This window comes from Parvularcula marina, assembly GCF_003399445.1.
Taxonomy (GTDB): domain Bacteria; phylum Pseudomonadota; class Alphaproteobacteria; order Caulobacterales; family Parvularculaceae; genus Parvularcula; species Parvularcula marina.
In genome coordinates this window covers 689,055-705,471 of the sequence record NZ_QUQO01000001.1, presented here as the reverse complement: position 1 = coordinate 705,471, position 16,417 = coordinate 689,055, and the positions used below count along the sequence as shown (strand labels likewise).

General features: G+C 58.5%; 19 protein-coding genes. 8 read left to right on the top strand and 11 right to left on the bottom strand.

Annotated elements, in window-relative coordinates:
• Positions 1-4 precede the first annotated feature (4 nt).
• The 3 genes from DX908_RS03185 to DX908_RS03175 form a co-directional block, all read right to left on the bottom strand.
• On the bottom strand, positions 5-376 hold the full coding sequence (locus tag DX908_RS03185) for a response regulator (RefSeq protein WP_116391006.1): 372 nt from the start codon (positions 374-376) through the stop codon (positions 5-7).
• Complete coding sequence (locus DX908_RS03180; protein WP_116391005.1) at positions 366-1,871, bottom strand: sensor histidine kinase; 1,506 nt, start codon at positions 1,869-1,871, stop codon at positions 366-368. Before DX908_RS03180 ends, DX908_RS03185 begins: the two co-directional genes overlap by 11 nt.
• Positions 1,872-1,966: 95 nt before the next feature.
• Complete coding sequence (locus tag DX908_RS03175; protein WP_116391004.1) at positions 1,967-3,643, bottom strand: PQQ-dependent sugar dehydrogenase; 1,677 nt, start codon at positions 3,641-3,643, stop codon at positions 1,967-1,969.
• A gap of 127 nt (positions 3,644-3,770) precedes the next feature.
• Between DX908_RS03175 and DX908_RS03170 the strand changes: the two genes are divergently transcribed.
• The 5 genes from DX908_RS03170 to DX908_RS03150 are packed head-to-tail and all read left to right on the top strand — an operon-like array spanning position 3,771 to position 6,980.
• A complete protein-coding gene (locus DX908_RS03170; RefSeq protein WP_199564568.1) occupies positions 3,771-5,054 on the top strand; it encodes a NupC/NupG family nucleoside CNT transporter in 1,284 nt (427 codons plus the stop codon).
• Positions 5,051-5,446, top strand: coding sequence for a GFA family protein (locus DX908_RS03165; RefSeq protein WP_199564567.1), 396 nt, complete (start codon positions 5,051-5,053; stop codon positions 5,444-5,446). The genes DX908_RS03170 and DX908_RS03165 overlap by 4 nt, the downstream gene beginning before the upstream one ends.
• Positions 5,443-6,252: an inositol monophosphatase family protein gene (locus DX908_RS03160; protein ID WP_116391002.1), complete on the top strand. Its 810-nt coding sequence runs from the start codon at positions 5,443-5,445 to the stop codon at positions 6,250-6,252. The genes DX908_RS03165 and DX908_RS03160 overlap by 4 nt, the downstream gene beginning before the upstream one ends.
• Entirely contained in the window at positions 6,249-6,647 is a 399-nt protein-coding gene (locus tag DX908_RS03155; protein WP_116391001.1) for a metallopeptidase family protein, read from the top strand. Before DX908_RS03160 ends, DX908_RS03155 begins: the two co-directional genes overlap by 4 nt.
• Before the next feature lie 6 nt (positions 6,648-6,653).
• Positions 6,654-6,980 carry a low molecular weight protein tyrosine phosphatase family protein gene (locus tag DX908_RS03150; RefSeq protein WP_116391000.1) on the top strand — a complete coding sequence of 109 codons (327 nt, stop codon included), beginning with the start codon at positions 6,654-6,656 and terminating at the stop codon, positions 6,978-6,980.
• 12 nt (positions 6,981-6,992) lie between these two features.
• Here DX908_RS03150 and DX908_RS03145 read toward each other — a convergent pair whose 3' ends face one another.
• Together DX908_RS03145 and mazG are read right to left on the bottom strand one after the other, a co-directional pair.
• Complete coding sequence (locus DX908_RS03145) at positions 6,993-7,268, bottom strand: hypothetical protein (protein WP_116390999.1); 276 nt, start codon at positions 7,266-7,268, stop codon at positions 6,993-6,995.
• Positions 7,269-7,418: 150 nt separating this feature from the next.
• Positions 7,419-8,225: a nucleoside triphosphate pyrophosphohydrolase gene (gene mazG, locus DX908_RS03140; protein WP_116390998.1), complete on the bottom strand. Its 807-nt coding sequence runs from the start codon at positions 8,223-8,225 to the stop codon at positions 7,419-7,421.
• Positions 8,226-8,327: 102 nt separating this feature from the next.
• Between mazG and DX908_RS03135 the strand changes: the two genes are divergently transcribed.
• Positions 8,328-9,251, top strand: a complete 924-nt coding sequence (locus DX908_RS03135) for a branched-chain amino acid transaminase (RefSeq protein WP_116390997.1) — start codon at positions 8,328-8,330, stop codon at positions 9,249-9,251.
• Between the two features lie 215 nt (positions 9,252-9,466).
• A complete protein-coding gene (locus DX908_RS03130; RefSeq protein ID WP_116390996.1) occupies positions 9,467-10,249 on the top strand; it encodes a hypothetical protein in 783 nt (260 codons plus the stop codon).
• A gap of 19 nt (positions 10,250-10,268) precedes the next feature.
• Here the strand turns inward: DX908_RS03130 and DX908_RS03125 are convergent, their stop codons facing one another.
• The 5 genes from DX908_RS03125 to DX908_RS03105 are packed head-to-tail and all read right to left on the bottom strand — an operon-like array spanning position 10,269 to position 14,467.
• Positions 10,269-10,904, bottom strand: a complete 636-nt coding sequence (locus tag DX908_RS03125) for a type III secretion system chaperone family protein (RefSeq protein ID WP_147303720.1) — start codon at positions 10,902-10,904, stop codon at positions 10,269-10,271.
• Positions 10,905-10,913: 9 nt separating this feature from the next.
• Positions 10,914-11,534: a YbjN domain-containing protein gene (locus DX908_RS03120; RefSeq protein ID WP_116390993.1), complete on the bottom strand. Its 621-nt coding sequence runs from the start codon at positions 11,532-11,534 to the stop codon at positions 10,914-10,916.
• A gap of 2 nt (positions 11,535-11,536) precedes the next feature.
• The gene (locus tag DX908_RS03115; RefSeq protein ID WP_158548451.1) at positions 11,537-12,148 is read right to left on the bottom strand and encodes a YbjN domain-containing protein; all 612 of its coding nucleotides are present in this window, start codon (positions 12,146-12,148) and stop codon (positions 11,537-11,539) included.
• 58 nt (positions 12,149-12,206) lie between these two features.
• Positions 12,207-13,640: a UDP-N-acetylmuramate--L-alanine ligase gene (locus DX908_RS03110; protein ID WP_116390990.1), complete on the bottom strand. Its 1,434-nt coding sequence runs from the start codon at positions 13,638-13,640 to the stop codon at positions 12,207-12,209.
• 56 nt (positions 13,641-13,696) lie between these two features.
• On the bottom strand, positions 13,697-14,467 hold the full coding sequence (locus DX908_RS03105; protein ID WP_116390989.1) for a Crp/Fnr family transcriptional regulator: 771 nt from the start codon (positions 14,465-14,467) through the stop codon (positions 13,697-13,699).
• Between the two features lie 147 nt (positions 14,468-14,614).
• Here DX908_RS03105 and DX908_RS03100 point away from each other — a divergent pair, with 147 nt between their 5' ends.
• Positions 14,615-15,673, top strand: coding sequence for a sensor histidine kinase (locus DX908_RS03100; protein WP_116390987.1), 1,059 nt, complete (start codon positions 14,615-14,617; stop codon positions 15,671-15,673).
• On the opposite strand, the gene DX908_RS03095 is transcribed toward DX908_RS03100, so the two are convergent.
• Positions 15,670-16,392 (bottom strand): FkbM family methyltransferase, encoded by a 723-nt coding sequence (locus DX908_RS03095; RefSeq protein ID WP_116390986.1) that lies wholly within the window; start codon positions 16,390-16,392, stop codon positions 15,670-15,672. The genes DX908_RS03100 and DX908_RS03095 overlap by 4 nt on opposite strands.
• Positions 16,393-16,417 lie beyond the last annotated feature (25 nt).

Sequence of the window (16,417 nt, the reverse complement as noted above, 5' to 3'; positions counted from 1 at the left end):
CAGATTAATTCCCAAAACCGAAGACCTTGGCGAGATCACGTTCGCCGACAGGCTTGATCAAGACCGCATAAGGATGATCCTCGTCGATCCGGGCGAGGGTGGGCGGCTCGTTCGAGCCGGTAACATAAATGATCTTGATGCTGGGCATAGTTTCAAAGACTTTGAGCGCGACATTCACGCCATCGCGCCTGCCCTGCAGCCGGACATCCATGAGCACGTAATCCGGTACCGTCTCTTCGATGAGTTTGACCGCTGTGTCGTAATTTGCGGCCTGCCCGACGACTGTCATCCCCAGCTTTTCACACAGATAGGCAAGGTCCTGCGCGATCAGGAACTCATCCTCGACGATGGCGACCTTTATGGGGTTATGCGTCATACATCCTCTGCATCGTTGCGGCGGGAATGCGGATCGTCGCCGCCGTGCCGTTCTGCACCTGATAATCGAGCTTGGCGTCGAGTTGTGCTACCAGGCCCCTGATGATCAGTGTGCCGGTTCCCAATGTCAAACTGTCCTCATCCTGCGGCATGCCGGTGCCATCATCCCTGACGGATAGGGTGGCAGCGCCATCGGCGTCGCCCTCAAATCCGATCCAGATCGTACCGGTCGTTCGGCCCTCGAAAGCGTGCTTGATGCTGTTGGTCACCAACTCATTGACGAGAAGTCCGATGGTGATTGCCGTCTCGATATGAAGGACACGGGTGGAGGCGGTGACCTCCAGATCGACAGGAACGGCATGTGCGCCCGAATTCGCGGTGACGATATGGGCGCCCAGATCTTTGAGGAAGTCGTCCAGCTTGACCTCTGAAGGGACATGCGCGGAGAGCAGCATGCGGTGCACAAAACCAAGCGATTCCACGCGATTTATTGTGCTGTTCAGCAGGGTTTCGGCCTGTTCATCGTTGATGTCGCGCATGCCCATCCGCAGAAGCGAAATGGTCATCTGCAGATTGTTCTTCACACGGTGATATACTTCGCGAAGGAGTAATTCCCGGTCGGCAAGGGCGGTGCGCAGGTCCCCTTCGATCGTGTTCTGAATATGGGCGTGACGTAGAACAGCAATGGACAGGATCACCACGAAGACAATGGCGATGATGTTGAGACGGAAATTCTCGCTGAATGTATCTGTCTGGGCAGCGAACAGCGCGAACTGACAAAGCAGGAGCGGGAGGATGACGACAATCGGGAAGAGATTGCGCGCGCCGCGGCTGCCGCCGCCTTTGCCCTGCAGGATCGCGATCCAGCCCGTATCCGGACGAAGCATGAGGACCGCAAGAAAGAGTGCGGTAAAGGCGAGGGCAGTGTGCAGCGCCATTCCCCTGAAGAGAGGCACTTCCTCGAGCGCAGAGGCGTCATAGTAATAACCAACGAGCGCTGTCACCGCGACGATCAGGCCGATCGTTGCTGTCGCGACGACGGCATAACGCATCTTTACTCGCGAGAGACCGAGGAAGAGCAGACACATCGCAACGGAGATAAACAGGCTGGCCGTGGCGATCGCCATATTGGCTGAGTTGAACGTGTCGGCCTCTGGCCAGAGCCAGGCATCAATCCCGTTCGCATCCGTCAGCCTTATGACCATCAGATCCGTAAAGGCGATGGCAAAAATAATCCCGCTACAGATGAAAAGCGTGAGGCTTTTCAGGGCAGGTGGCAATCTGAACTGGATGACGATGGCAAGACTGGCAAGCAGAAAGCAAAGTGCCGTTGATGGCACCATGGCGGCAAAGTCCGGATGCAGACGGGTCAGCGCTTCGACCCCCGCGCCCCAACCAGCGAAGAGGACGAGGACCGAGATGACGAGAACCGCTCCGGCAAGGAGTTGGGCGACATTCTTTGAAAGTCGCCAGTTCTGCGGCGGAAGGTCTGTCATGTCCCGTTTGTCCGTTCGATGTGTCCGGTTGTACTCATTTGGTATGTATTCCGGGAAATTGTTTACACCGAACTTAACCTCTCCGCCGAGAGGCCTTAGAAGAGCGGGATTTCGAGGGTCAGCGGCTCGAAAGGCAACGGGCTTTCTTCCGCGTTAGGCGCCTCGGGGAGGGTCTCAGGCAGAGAAGGCTGGGGCGTTGACGATGCCGGAATTTGCGCAGCCGTGCTTGCGGCGGCGGCCGGCGCGCTATCGCCATAGATCAGATTGCCGCCATCATCGCCGATGATGAGGTCATTGCCATCACCACCGATCAGCGTGTCACTGCCGATCCCGCCATAGATCGTGTCATTCCCGGCGCCTGCATCAACGAGATCGTCTCCGGCACCGGCGCGGATGATCTCACCCTGCGCCGTGCCGCTCAATTCGTCATCGGCGGCGGAGGTCAGCTGATAGATATTGCCGGTCTGTTTCGAGAAGACGAGGATCTCTCCGTCATCCGTCAGGGCAAAGCGTAAATCGACCCGTCCGTTACCGGGATTTCCCGTCCCCTCAAAATCAAGGAAGGTCGTCTCCTCGCCATCCTCGCCGATGATCGTCACCCGCAAGGGGGCGACATATTCATCCGAGGCGACAAGCCCGTCGGCGATGATCGTAGAGAGATCATCAAGCGAGACGACGAAGACTTCGCCGGTCGGGAAATTGGCAAATAGAAGCTGACCTTCCAGACCCGGAATGTCCGACCCCTGATAAGCAAAGCCGCCAAAGATGCCTTCGCCTCCCGTCGGGATTTCCTCGTGATCATATTGGGTGAAGGGGTATTGATAGCCAAGGTCGGCGTCATTGGCGGGCAGGGCGCCGCCGCCCGCAAGGAAGCTGCCCTCGCGGTCATCCCAGCCATAATTACCGCCGGCAAAGACGATATCGAGTTCCTCTACCGCATTCTGGCCGATGTCGCCCGCGAACATGATATCGCCCAGCCAGCTCAGGCTTTGCGGATTGCGGAAGCCGTAAGCATAGATTTCAGGCAGGGCGCCGGTCGTATCCGTAAACGGATTATCTGTCGGTATAGAATAGGTTTCATCCCCACCGGGATCGAGCGGATCAATGCGCAGAATCTTGCCGAGGATCTGGCTGAGATCCTCACCGGCATTCAGGGGGTCATTGCCTGAGCCGCCATCGCCGATGCCGAGATAAAGGAGCCCGTAATCATCATCGCCGGGTTCCGCATCAGGGCGGAAGCGCATCTGACCGAAATTGTGGTTGCCGAAGGGCTGCTCGACACGGAAGAGTTCCCGCTCCGTAGACGAATCAATAACCGGATTTGCGGGATCGCTGACTGTGAATTCCGAGATCACATCATGGAAGACGATATTCGAGGCGCCATCCGCCTCAAAAAGCGGCACGTCATCGGGATGGCTCGCGACACTTGCGCTATAGGCAACATAGATCTTGCCGTATCCATCCGTGCCCTCGTTCGCAAAATCGGGGTGGAAGGCAAAGCTGCGAAGTCCGGCCTCGGCGCCAGCATCGGTAAACCCGATCCCGGCGGTGCGAAGATCAAGCAGCGGGGTTTCGAGGGCCTCACCATCTTCGATCAACCAGATGACCCCGCGCGTATCGAGCGCCGCATAGGTGTCTGGCAGGTCAGGGACGCTCAGCACTTCCTGGACGCGCGCAAAAGGCATCGCCCCCGAGCTTGATGGTACGGTGGCGATCAGATCGAAACTCAATAAAAGGCTGCTCTGCCCAACAGCGGGGAGGACATTATCCATAGTCTATCGGCGCTCCTTTTAGCCGGATCACCGCCCCCCTCAGGCTCCCCGTTTATCACACATAAACGCGAATTGCGGCAACCGGTTGCAGGCGCTAGGCAGGGAGCGCACTGAATTCGGCAACCGGGTGGGCCTGACAATCGAAAATCTTCTGACGCCGCGCGTGCAAAGCGCGATCGGCATTCTCGCATTCGCGGCCATCGCCTGGCTCCTGTCCGAACGCAAAGGGCGGTTTCCGATCATCCAGTTCCCGCTGGCCGTCGGGTTGCAGCTCGGCATTGCGGCGCTGTTTCTGAACTGGCCGGCGGCGCGGGCCTCGCTCGATGGGCTCAACGGCATTGTCTATGCGCTGGAGCAGTCGACGCGCGCGGGCACCAGCTTCCTTTTCGGCTATGTTGGCAATCCCGAGCAGGTGCCGTTTGAGGTGACCGGCGGAAGCGCCTTTATCTTTGCCTTCCAGGCGCTGCCGCTGCTGGTCTTTATCTCGGCGCTCGCGGCCGTCTTGTGGCATTGGGGCGTCCTCAAGATCATCATTCGCGGTTTTGCGATCCTGTTGTCCCGCGTGCTCGGCACAGGCGGGGCAGTGTCTCTCGCCGCTTCGGCCAATGTCCTTCTGGGGCAGACCGAAGCGCCGCTCCTGATCCGGCCGTATCTTTCGCGCATTACGCGGTCCGAGCTTTTTGCCGTTATCGCCTGCGGGTATGCCACCGTCGCGGGCACCGTCATGGTGCTTTACGGGATCATCCTGTCGCAACTCAGCCCCGGCATGCTGGGGCAGATTCTCGTTGCCTCGATTATTTCCGTGCCCGCCGCGCTTATCCTCGCGCAGATCATGGTGCCGCCCGAAAAGGGCGAGGTGCAGACCGATTCCGACGCCGTGAAAGACGACTTTGGTTATGACAGCACGATGGATGCCTTCACTGAAGGCGCCGTGCAGGGCGGCAAGCTGTGGGTGAACATTGTCATCGCCATCCTCGCCTTCATCGCGCTGGCGGCCCTCATCAACATCATCTTTGACTCAGCCCTGCCTGATGTCGCAGGCGCCCCGCTGACGATTGAGCGGATCTTTGCCTGGGCCTTTGCGCCCTTCATCTGGCTCGCCGGGCTGCCCGCCGATCAGGTCATGACGGGCGCAGAGCTGATGGGGGTGAAGACCGCGATCAACGAGGTCGTCGCCTATGAAATGCTGGCCAAGCTGCCAGAAGGCGCGCTCGACCAGCGCTCCACCCTGATCATGGTCTATGCGATGTGCGGCTTTGCCAATATCGGCTCGCTCGGCATTGTCATTGGCGGCTTCACGGCGCTGGAGCCGACACGCCGCAAGGAAGTGCTTCAGCTTGCGCCCAAAGCGCTGATCTCGGGCACGCTGGCCACCCTTACCTCCGGCGCGGTCGTCGGCGTCCTCTGGTGACAGACCTGTCGGCCAAGACCGGCGGCTGCCATTGCGGCGCCGTTGCGTGGGAGGCCGATCTGCCCGCGAAGATCACTGCACAATCGTGCAATTGCACGATGTGCGAAAAGTTGGGGTTCATTCATGTGATCGTGCCGCGATCGCGCTTCCGGCTCTTGACCGATCCGGCGGCGATCACGACCTATGAGTTCAATACGAAGATCGCCAAGCACACTTTCTGCTCCGTCTGCGGTGTAAAATCCTTCTACACGCCGCGCTCGAACCCGGATGGCGTGTCGTTGAACCTGCGCTGCATGGACAAAAGCCAGTTCGATGAGATCACGATCGAGCCTTTTGACGGGCAGAGCTGGGAAGAGAATGCCGGGGCGCTCCGGCATTTGAGTGAAGAATGATGAATGACGGACTGATCGAAGAGGTCACCGGGCTGATGAGGCAGGCAGCAGCAGAGCTGATCCTGCCGCGCTATCTGCAGCTTGAGACCCATGAGATCGACACCAAGACGAGCCCGACGGACCTTGTCACCATTGCCGACCGCGAGGCCGAGGAATGGCTGACCCCGCGTCTGATGGAGGTTCTGCCGGGCTCTGTCGTCGTGGGGGAGGAGGCGGCCTCTGCCGATCCGTCCGTGCTCGACCGATTGAGCGGTGAGGCACCGGTCTGGCTGGTCGACCCGGTCGATGGCACCGCGAATTTCGTTGAGGGCAAACGCGAATTCGGCGTCATGGTGGCGTTGGTCGAGGGAGGGCTGACGCGCGCAGGCTTCATCTTCGCGCCGGTCGAGAATGTGATGGCGATCGCGGTAAGGGGTGAAGGCGCAACGCTTGATGGCGAGGCGATCCATGGCCGCAAAAACGTGCCGTTCAGTGAAGCCTTCGGCGATTATTCCTCGAAATATGTAAAGCCGCCTCTCCGAGAGCATCTCTCTGCGGCGGTTCTTACCTCAGCAGGGACGAGCCAGAAGCATTGCTCCGCCTACGCCTATCTTGATTGCGCGCGGGGGCAGATCGACTATGTGCTGCAATTCCTGATGAGCCCGTGGGACCATGCCGCCGGCGGGCTGATGGTTGAGGAAGCAGGCGGTGCATTGCGCTTCCTTGATGATGGCGCGGCCTATCATCCCGTGCCGCGCGCCCCGCGTGCGGCCCTTGCCTGCGGCGATGCCGAGATGTGGCAGACCTATCGGGAGGCAGTGACGTGACCGATACGAGCCCGGACGGTTTTGCCGCTGTTGCGCGCGCGGCCTATGCGGCCCTGCCGGAAGCCTTCCGGCAGCTCAGCGCTGACATCGTCATCCGCATTGCCGATTTTGCCAGCGACGAGGTGTTGCGCGGGCACGGCATTTCGAGCCGGTACGGATTATTGGGGCTCTATCACGGGATCGATGTCACCCAGAAATCAGGCTTTGATACTATTCCGCATCAGGACATGGTCTGGCTTTACCGCGAGCCGATCCTGCGCTTCTGGCAGGAGGGGCCGGACAGCCTTGAGAAAATCATCCAGCATGTCCTTGTCCATGAGATCGGCCATCATTTTGGCCTCTCCGATGACGACATGCATGAGCTTGAGGATGAAGCCCGGCGGGACGAGGAGTAGGGTGAAATGACCCAACGTTTCCTGTTTGTCTGTTCTCAGAATAAATTGCGCAGTCCTACGGCGGAACAGATTTTTTCAACGTATGAAAACATGGAATGCGACTCGGCAGGCCTTGATTCGGGAGCAACGGTTGAGCTTTCAACCGAGCAGATCGAATGGGCCGACGTCATTTTCGTCATGGAAAGTCGGCACCGTAACAAGCTCTCAAAAAAATTCAGAAGCGTGCTGAACGGGAAACGGGTGATCGTCCTGAATATTCCGGATGAGTATGAGTTCATGGATGAGACCCTGATCAAACTGCTGAAGGCCAGGGTCGTCAAATTTTTGCGCTGAATTGCTGAGCGACTAACGCCGTCTTCTCTTCGCCGGATCGTTGAGCCGGACGAGGGCGGCAAGGGTTAGAAGGCCCCCTGAAATGACGCTCGCGCCGATGCCGAGGAGCAGCTTGCCCGCGAGCGCGCCGAGAATGCCGCCGGCAAAAACGAGGCTGAGGATCAGGACGACCTCGATATGCGGCAGGGTCGCCGCAAGAAACGGGTTCTGATGCCCTTCAAGCTCCGGGATGTAATAGGGGTTCACCCGATCCCGGTCTTTCAGGCTCTGCCTTGTTTTGGTGTCCATCCGCCCATTCCCCATGCCTCCTAGAGTACCGGGCGGGGCGGGGCGGTCAATTGGAAAATGGGAGGTGGGGGCTTTGCCGGGAAGCCGCCCCGTCCTTCGAGTCCACCGTCAGGCAGGTCGGCCTGCCGGTCCTCAGGATGAGGCCTTATCTTACTCTTTTGCTTTGCCCGCAGCCCAATAGGCTTCGAGCTGGTCGAGCGTGTGCTCTTCCCATGACCGGCCGCTGTCTCTGACCCCAGCTTCGACAGAGGCAAAGCGGCGGCGGAATTTCTCATTGGCCTCACGCAACACGGTCTCGCCATCGAGTCTGGTCGCGCGGGTGAGGCAGGCTGCGGTGAAGAGGAAATCGCCGACTTCCTCGCGAATATGGGCTTCGTCTTCTTCCAAGATCGCCTCTTCGACTTCGGCGAGTTCTTCGCGGAGTTTCGCTGTCACGCCGCGCCAGTCGGGCCAGTCAAAGCCGACCTTCATGGCGCGTTTGGCAATCTTCTCCGCGCGGGTGAGGGCGGGCAGGCCGACCGGAATGCCGTCAAGGACGCCGTCCTCGGTCTTGCCACGTTCGGCTTTCTCCTGCGCCTTGATCTCTTCCCATGCAGCGGTCTGGCCATCCGCGTCGCGCCCGTCATCACTGTCAAAGACATGCGGGTGTCTGCGGACCATCTTGTCACTGATCGCCTCGACCACATCGTCAAAGTCAAAGGCGCCGCGCTCGGCCGCCATCTGGGCGTGAAAGACGACCTGAAGCAGCAGATCGCCGAGTTCTTCGCAGAGGTCGCGGTCCGTGCCGTTCTCGATCGCGTCAACGACCTCATAGGCCTCTTCGAGGCAATAGGAGGCAATCGAGCGGTGATCCTGTTCCAGATCCCATGGGCAGCCGCCCTCGGGCGCGCGCAAATTGGCCATGATTGCCCGTAATCCTTCGATGGACCGTCTATCGGAAGGGGGGTCAAACGCCATGATCGGCTCCTTGTCAGTCCGCCTCAGATGCTCACTTGCAGGGGCGGGGACCAGTGTTAGAAAGCGCGTCTCAATTCTGTCCCGAAAGAGGAGACGCTAGCGATGCCCATACAGGAAGCCGACTATATCTGGAAGAATGGGGAGATGATTCCGTGGGCGGAGGCGACGACCCATGTCCTGACCCATGCGCTCCTTTATGGCACCTGTGCCTTTGAGGGCTCCCGCGCCTATGAGACCAATGACGGCACGGTGGTCTTCCGCAATGATGCGCATGTCGAGCGGCTTTTCTATTCGGCCCGCATGTATGGCATCGGTATTAAGTACACGGAAGATGAGATCATCGAAGCGACGCGCCGCACGGTGCGCGAGAATGGTCTAAAATCCGCCTATATCCGCACCAATGCCTATCTCGGCTATGGTGAGATGTCCCCGGCGGCAGCCAATGCGCCGGACGATTTCGTGATCGCCGCCTTCCCCTGGGGCCGATACATGGGCGCCGATGCGATCGAGAAGGGCGTCGATGTCGCGGTCTCAAGCTGGCGGCGTCTGGCGGGCTCGACCATTCCGGCGGGTGCGAAGCTTGCCGGGAATTATCTCTCCTCGCGCCTGATCGCGATGGAGGCGCGCCGCGCCGGTGTCACCGAAGGGATCGGGCTTTCCCATGAAGGGCTTCTCTCCGAGGCAGGGTCCGCGAACTTGTTCCTCGTCAAAGGCGGCAAGCTGATGACCCCGCCATTCTCGTCCTCGATCCTGCACGGGATCACGCGGGCCAGCATCATCACCCTCGCCAAAGATCTGGGCATCGAAGTCGTCGAGCAGGAAATGCCGCGCGAGATGCTCTATGGCGCGGACGAGATGTTCTTTACAGGGACGGCTGCTGAGATCACGCCGATCCGTCAGGTTGACGGCATTGAGGTCGGCAAGGGTGAGCGTTCGATCACCTCAGCGCTGCAGAAAGCCTTCTTCGGCCTCTTTGACGGCACGACGGAAGACAAATGGGGCTGGCTCGACCGCGTGGGGAACTAAGCGTCCTTATTCTCTGGGCTGAGCAACTGAATTTCCCGTTCGCGCCTGACCTTCATCATGAGGTCAGGTGCATGACCAGAATTACATCTGGCTTTCACGCTTTCTGATGTAATTTTCAGGCGAGAGCTAGCTGTCCTGTGGTGGTGCAGAGGGATTTTTGTGCTTGGGCTATTCTGAGCTAGGGTTCGTATATCTGTAGAAACAATGGTTTCGCGATGCCCTGGATTTTGCCTGCTCTAGCTTTCATTCAACTTCAAGCGGTGCCTGAAAAGGTAGGGCCAGAAAGCTTCGATCCAAGATATTTCTGTGAAGATCAGGAGGCGCTAAATGGCAAGAGTGTCTTAACAGTCAGCCATGTGTCTACGGATGAAAAAACTGGATCAAAGCGCTTCGTCATCTGTGCACAGGATGGCTTCGAAAAAGAAGATCTGACGGATCTATTACCAGCCGTTTCCGATCGAGATCTCATAGATTTTGTTGTGAATAGCCTTGGCGGCAATGTCGAACTCTTCATGGAGATTGTTGAGCATATTGATGGTGCGCATGTTCGCGTATTTGTGTGGCCTTACTGTTTTAGTAGCTGTGCGAATTATATTCTTGGCATAGCCGACGAAATATATTTACAGAAAGACACGTTGATTGGTTGGCACGGCGGGCCGGCGAATGCGCCGTTCGGCTCAAATTCGGCGGAGCGACGTGATGAAGTCGTTGATCGAGAAAATAATCTGTTCAGGGATCGCCCAGATAGGAAGAAGATTATCTATGACTCAGGTGTCGTCCTTGGTTGCGTAAAAGAAAATGTGGCGCTTGGCTATGATGTCTTCGCGCAGTTCTGGAGTCCGACAGAAGGTCAGTTGTCAAAACAGTACGGTTTCCAGATCAGCAATACTTCTCCTCGCGAGCGACCCGAAGAGGCGTCCTTATTATTGCTGATGACAGATGTTCCAAACTATCAACTCAGAATTTTGCCTGAGAAGTGCAGAGAGCTATCGGAATAGAGTGCGTTCTTTGTGCGGATCAGTCCAGAGAATTGATCCGGCTCGCATTCGCCTGCAGCATGTGGAAGCGGTGTGTCTCCGGCATGTCGAGCGGCTTGATGTCGATCCCGGCCATGCCGAGCGGCAGTGCAGGCTCGCCAAGTGGCGAGAAGGCGACGCTTTTTGACAGGTCGATTTCGTTCTTGTCACCCTGACGGAACTGCCACCACGCATCGATCAGGCTGGCCTGCACCAGCAGGTGCACAGCAAGACTGCCGCGCACGACGCCGTAATCACCGACAATGTAATTATCGAGGACCAGCGTGCCGTTCTGGGTAATGGCGCGGGCCGGGTTGTGGCTGAGGTTGAACTTGTTGAGATCCGCCGCACCCGGATTATCCGGGATCAGGGCATAGGTATAAAGCCCCTTGCAATTGCCACTGGAGACGCAGGCCGTCGGGACCAGCGCAAGCTGGCGCGTGCCGATGGTCAGGGTCACGCCCGTCAGGCTGTCCTCATTGAAGGGCTCTGCCTGCCAGCCGGCATCCTTGATCAGGGTGACGAGTTCATCGAGTGAAAAGCTCATCACCTCATCGGCGCCGGGCAGGTCGGATTTGGCATAGGCCGGGGTGAAGAGGCTCAGGGCCAGAACGGCGAGCAGCAATTTTTTCATCACTCGGGACTCCTAGTCACGCGGGCCGTTGCCGCTGGCGATCTGGTCGAGCAGCGGGGCGGCAAATTTGAGATCTTCGAAATGTGAGGTCACGGCCGTCACGGGCGGCAGCTCCTCAAGCAGCGGGTTGAAAGAGACGGCGGTGCCGCGGATCTTGTGCGCCTTGGCATAGTCCCACCAGTCATCAATCAGCTGGGCCTGTACCTGCAGCTCGATCGACAGCCCGCCACGGGTCACACCGAAATCGCCGATGATATAGCGGTCGAGCACGACCTGCCCATCGCGCAAAGTGGCGCGGGCGGGGTTGTACTGAACATTAAACCCATTGGTTAGCGCCGAGGATGCCTGTGACGGGATCAGCGAGAAGAGATAAAGCCCGCCGCAGCGGCCTTCGCTGTCGCAGGCGCGCGGCCACATCACGACCCGGCGGCCCTTGATATTGACGACGAGTACGCTGTCGCCGTCCTGTGTGATGCGCTCGGTACCCCAGCCACTTTCAACCGCGAGGGCTTCGAGATCGTTGAAGTTGATGCCGATCAGTTTTCTCGGTTCACTGACGAGTTGCGCGGCAGCCGGGCCTGACAGCATCAGGACCATCACGCCAGCGAAAAGGGCGGTCAGGGAACGGGGCATGATCAGCGAGCCTCCTGCGTCTTGGCCTGATTATAGAGCGAGGGATCTTCCCAAAGCAAATCAAGCACTTCGCGCGAAATATGGCTTTCGGCGATGGCATTCTCATCGAGCAGGGGATCGAAATTCACCGATTTGACGAGGACGCCGCGCGAGAAATCTTCCTGCCATTTGTCGATCCCGGCAAAGAAGGCGCCGATATTCACGATCAGCGAGCCGCGGGTGACGCCGAAATCACCGATCACGTAATGGAGAAGCACGACCCGGCCGTCCTGATCGAGGAGGGCGCGCTGGGAGGGTGTTGTCGCATTGAACTGGTTGATGGTCTCAAGATCGGTCGTCTCATCGAAACCGGCAAAGATCATCAGGCCCGCACAGCCGCCGCGCGTACAGCCATTTTCCTGAAGAAGGACGACGCGGCCCCGGCTCTCGATCCGGATCAGGCGGACGCCGTTCTGGTTCACCGTGGTGATTGATTCATCAAAGCTGCGGATCACCGGCTCGATATTCTCGAAAGAGAGATTGGGGACGACGCCTGTCGGTTCGGTCACCGGCTGGGCAAAAGCAGCGCCCAAAAGGCCCGCTGCGGCACTCACCAGAATGGCAAAAGATTTCATGTTGGCCCCCTCTTCACAGGGGAAGAGGTTAACGGTCCCCAAGGGGGGAAGCAATGCTTCAATCGCTGGGGAAATGCGTCTCCGCATCCTTCAGGAACTGGCTGAGATTTCCGCCAAAACTACCTGAAGATAATACCAGAATTACGTCCTCTTGCGGGTCTGCATCGGCAAGGATTTCACCCATGGCGTCGCCGGTGAAGCTGCGCACGTCAGAATGCCGGGCACGGACGCGGGATTCAATCTCCTCCAGGCTCGCCTGATCGTGGCTGCCCTCGCCATGGGTCGGGGGCGCAAAAAGCCAGACCGTACCGGTATCATCAAAGGCGGTGTCGTATTGCCCGAGCGCGGCACGATTGCGCCAGGTGAAGGTGTGCGGCTCGAACATCACGGTCAGGCGCCGGGCAGGGTAATGCTCGCGGATCGCACCGATCGCCGCGCGGGCTTTCTCGTAAGATGAGCCGAAGCCCTCATAGATGACGAGACGGCTTGCGGGCGCTTTGCGGTCAAGGCGGCGGTTCAGCCCCCGGAAATCGGCAATGGCGGCGCGCAGCTCATCCGGGGTCAGAAGCTCTTGACCCAGAAGATAGGCGGCAGCCCCGCAGATATTCTGGACGGCGTGGCGTCCCAGTTCTGTCGTCGTGAACCCCGGATAGACCTCATAGCCGACCAGCAGGTCAAAGCGCGTCGGCTCACCCGCCGCGGGATCGCCCAGCACGATATTGGCCGCGCTGTAATTGCAGCCCTTGCAAAGCCCATAGCTGAGTTTCGGGCCGGGATAGGCATGAAGAAAATTCGCCGCATACTGCTCATCCATGCAGGCGATCAGCTGGCCCTGCCGTTCGGCTAGGCCGGTCAGCAATTGCTGGAAGGGGGCGTGGTAGCTCGCAAGCGTCGGATAGATATTGACGTGGTCATGGGTGGCGGAGCTAAGAAGCACCGTCTGCGGAAGATAATGCAGGAATTTCGACCGGTCGTCCCAATTGGCGCTCGGATATTCGTCCCCCTCGAAAATGAACGGACCGTCGCCGCCCATGCTGGCCGAATGCTCAAAGCCTTTTGGAATGGCGCCGATGAACCAGCCGGGCGCCTTGCCGGCATGGGCAAGGCAATGGGTGATCAGTGTGGTGAGGGTCGACTTGCCGTATGAGCCGGCAACTACCATGCGCTCGCGAGTCGCGGTCAAGTCGGCCAGCACCTCAGGGAAGCTCTTGACCTTGTCCTTATGCTGCTCCAGCGCGGCACGGACTTCGTCATTGCTTTCGGGGATCAACTTTGCGTGCTTGCCGATGACGATGAGGTCAACCGGGTCGGGGATATTCTCTGCCCGGTGCCCGATCATCGGCTCAAGGCCGATCTTCTCAAGATAGGTTGAGACCGGCGGATAGGCGCCTTCGTCACTGCCGCTAACGGCCCAGCCCTGTTCCTGGAGAAGATGGGCGACCGCCGACATGCCGGCCCCGCAGATTCCGATCAGATGCGCATTTTTCGTCATCGCGCGGGAGTAGCGCTAGTCGAGGGTCTAGGGAAGGGGAGGCTAGCCAGACGCGCTTACGCGTCCGGCAGCCAGGCAACATCGACATTCTCATAGCGGTCGGTGAAGCCGGTGAATTTGACCGCCCGCTGCCAGTCGACAAAGCGCACGAAATTCCGGTTCCGCTCGATCAGCCCCATCTCGGCCAGCTTGGCAAAGGTCCGGCTGACATGAACGCTGGTGACGCCGATGGCCTCGCCAATCGTCCGCTGGTTCAGCGGGCAGTAGAATCGGTCCGTCAGGTCGCTATTCATGAATTTGAGGCGGCTGAAGGTCTGCAACAGGAAGTGGCACAGACGCACATGCGCTTCGCTGGCTGACATCATCGCGATGCGGTCATGCAAGATCGCCTGCTCGATCATGCACACGGTCTGGAACATGCCAGAAAGGCGCGGCGATATTTTGAGCAAGTCATCAAGGCTGTTCCGCGGAAACGGGCAGATAACGCAATTGGTCGCCGTCACCGAACTATAAGGCGAGCTTTCATAAGGCAGTTGCGAGACGCCGACGATATCACCGGGGTGATGGATATCGATTACGGTGTTCACACCGGTGATGTTCTTCATGGAGCTGACAACCCAGCCCTTGTTGATCACAAAGAACTCATTGGTCGGATTATCCTGCGACAGAATTTCTGTCCCGGCACGGATCTCCGCCGGATTGTCCTCAAACTTCGCCAGCAGGCGAAGGTGCTCATTCGAGATGAGGCCGATCCTGCGGAATTTCTCCGCAATACAGCTTTTCACATCCTCACAGGGGGCGTCGATATTTTCAAAGTTCAGGCTCATGCAGTTGAAACATAGACCAGCACCGGCAAGTTCCGGGGAGACCCTATTTTGAAAAACTCACACAAGATTGATCTATGTTATAACCCGCACTCTCGCAGGGTTTGCGAAGGTTCGTTATGATCATGACGATCCGTTCAGGAAGTTTATATGAACTCCACCGTCAAACCTCCGTCACGATTCGCCACAATTTCGCCCGAAACTATGGCGCTTGCGGTGGATGTCGCGCGTCTCGGTACTGGCACGATTGATTACTTGCGGGATGAGGTTGTTCTTGATCCGCGCGCGGCGGAGCTCTTCGGTTTCCTCCCGGATGAAAAAATCAGCCGCTCCGATCTGCATAACCGCATCTATCCGGGGGACAGGGCGGCCGTGACGGCGCAGCTCAACAAGCTGTTCGATCCCACCTCCGGCCACGTCATGGATATCACGCACCGGATCATCGACAAAAAGGGCGAAATCATCCGTTGGGTGAATGTTCGCAAGCAAGTTGAATTCGCGGAAGAAAAGGGGTCCGGCAAGCGGATTCCGAAAACGGCGATGCTGGCCTTGCTCGACATAACCGAGCACAAGCAGGCTGAAGAACGGGTGCGCTATTTATTGGGGGAGACCCATCAACGTACGAAAAGCATGCTGGCACTGGTGCAGAGCATGGCGCGCGTCTCGGGCCGTAAATCGTCGACAGATAGGCAGTTCGTCGACAAATTCGCTGACCGGATCGGGTCATTGGCGCGCAATCAGGACCTGCTGATGCAGCATGAATGGCGCTGTGCGCCGATGACGGCGCTGCTTGCGACGCATCTGCACCCTTATATGGAGGGCGGCGCCGATGAGCGGATTTTCTGTACCGGTCCACATGTGTTGATCGAAGACAAGGCGGCGTCTGCTCTAGGAATGGCGCTTCATGAGCTTGGGCTGAATGCTGTCACCCATGGCGCTCTCTCGAATGAAACCGGGATGGTGAAACTCGATTGGCGGCTCGGCAAGGACGAGAAGCCGTCGCTGGAGATCACTTGGCGCGAGTTCGGCGGGCCGCCTGTTGTCGCTCCCGATGAAGGTGGTTTTGGTGAATTCGTTATTCGTCAGATGGCGGAGCACACATTAGAGGGAAAAGTTGAGGTCAGCTATGATCCGGAGGGGTTCAGCTGGCGACTTGTCCTTCCCGGGTCAAAGGTTTTCCCGGCAAGCCCGCCGCCATCGGATATCTAGAGCGACTGCCAGAGCGTGTCGTCAAATCCGTCCTTGAAGAGCTCGATGCCGAGATCGGCGATAAGCTGTTTGCGGATGAAAATGAGATCCACCTGCGCCAGCCGGTCGTCATAATAGCAAAGATCGACGATATCAAAGAGGCCAAAGCCTGCACTGACGAGCGGGACGGAGCGTTTGAAAAGGTTTGAAACGCCTGTCTCTATACAGACGATGGAGCAGGATTCGAGAGCCTTCTCTGCGCCCTTGAGAACCTGAAGCTCGGCGCCGTCGACATCGATCTTGAGAAGATGCGGCGTCGGCAAAGTGAGATCGGCGAGCATGTCATCGAGCGGGCGGGCCGTCACTTTCACCGTGCCGGCATCGGCACTCGCATCTGCGGGCGCGGTCTCGCGCGCATGGGTGATATCCGCAGCCTCATCCTTTTTGAGGTGAAGGGTCAGCTCGCCCTTAGTGTCGGAGGCGGCAGCAAGGATCAGCTGGTGCGGCACGCCTGCTGCCTCGTAACGTGAAGTGATGATCGACGCGAAATCGGCAACCGGCTCGATGAGAAGGTGGGGGACGTCCGGATATCCCCACATCAGATCCGGCGTGCCGTGCAGGACGCCGACATCGATGACGGATTTCACCGGCACGCCCTTTTCCTTGAGCACGCGGAAGGCGTCGCGCTTTGTTGGATGGCGCTTGAGCGTCTGCCGCTGAAAGAGGTCTCGCCAGGTCATCCGCAAGGTTGGAAGCTGTGCCGCC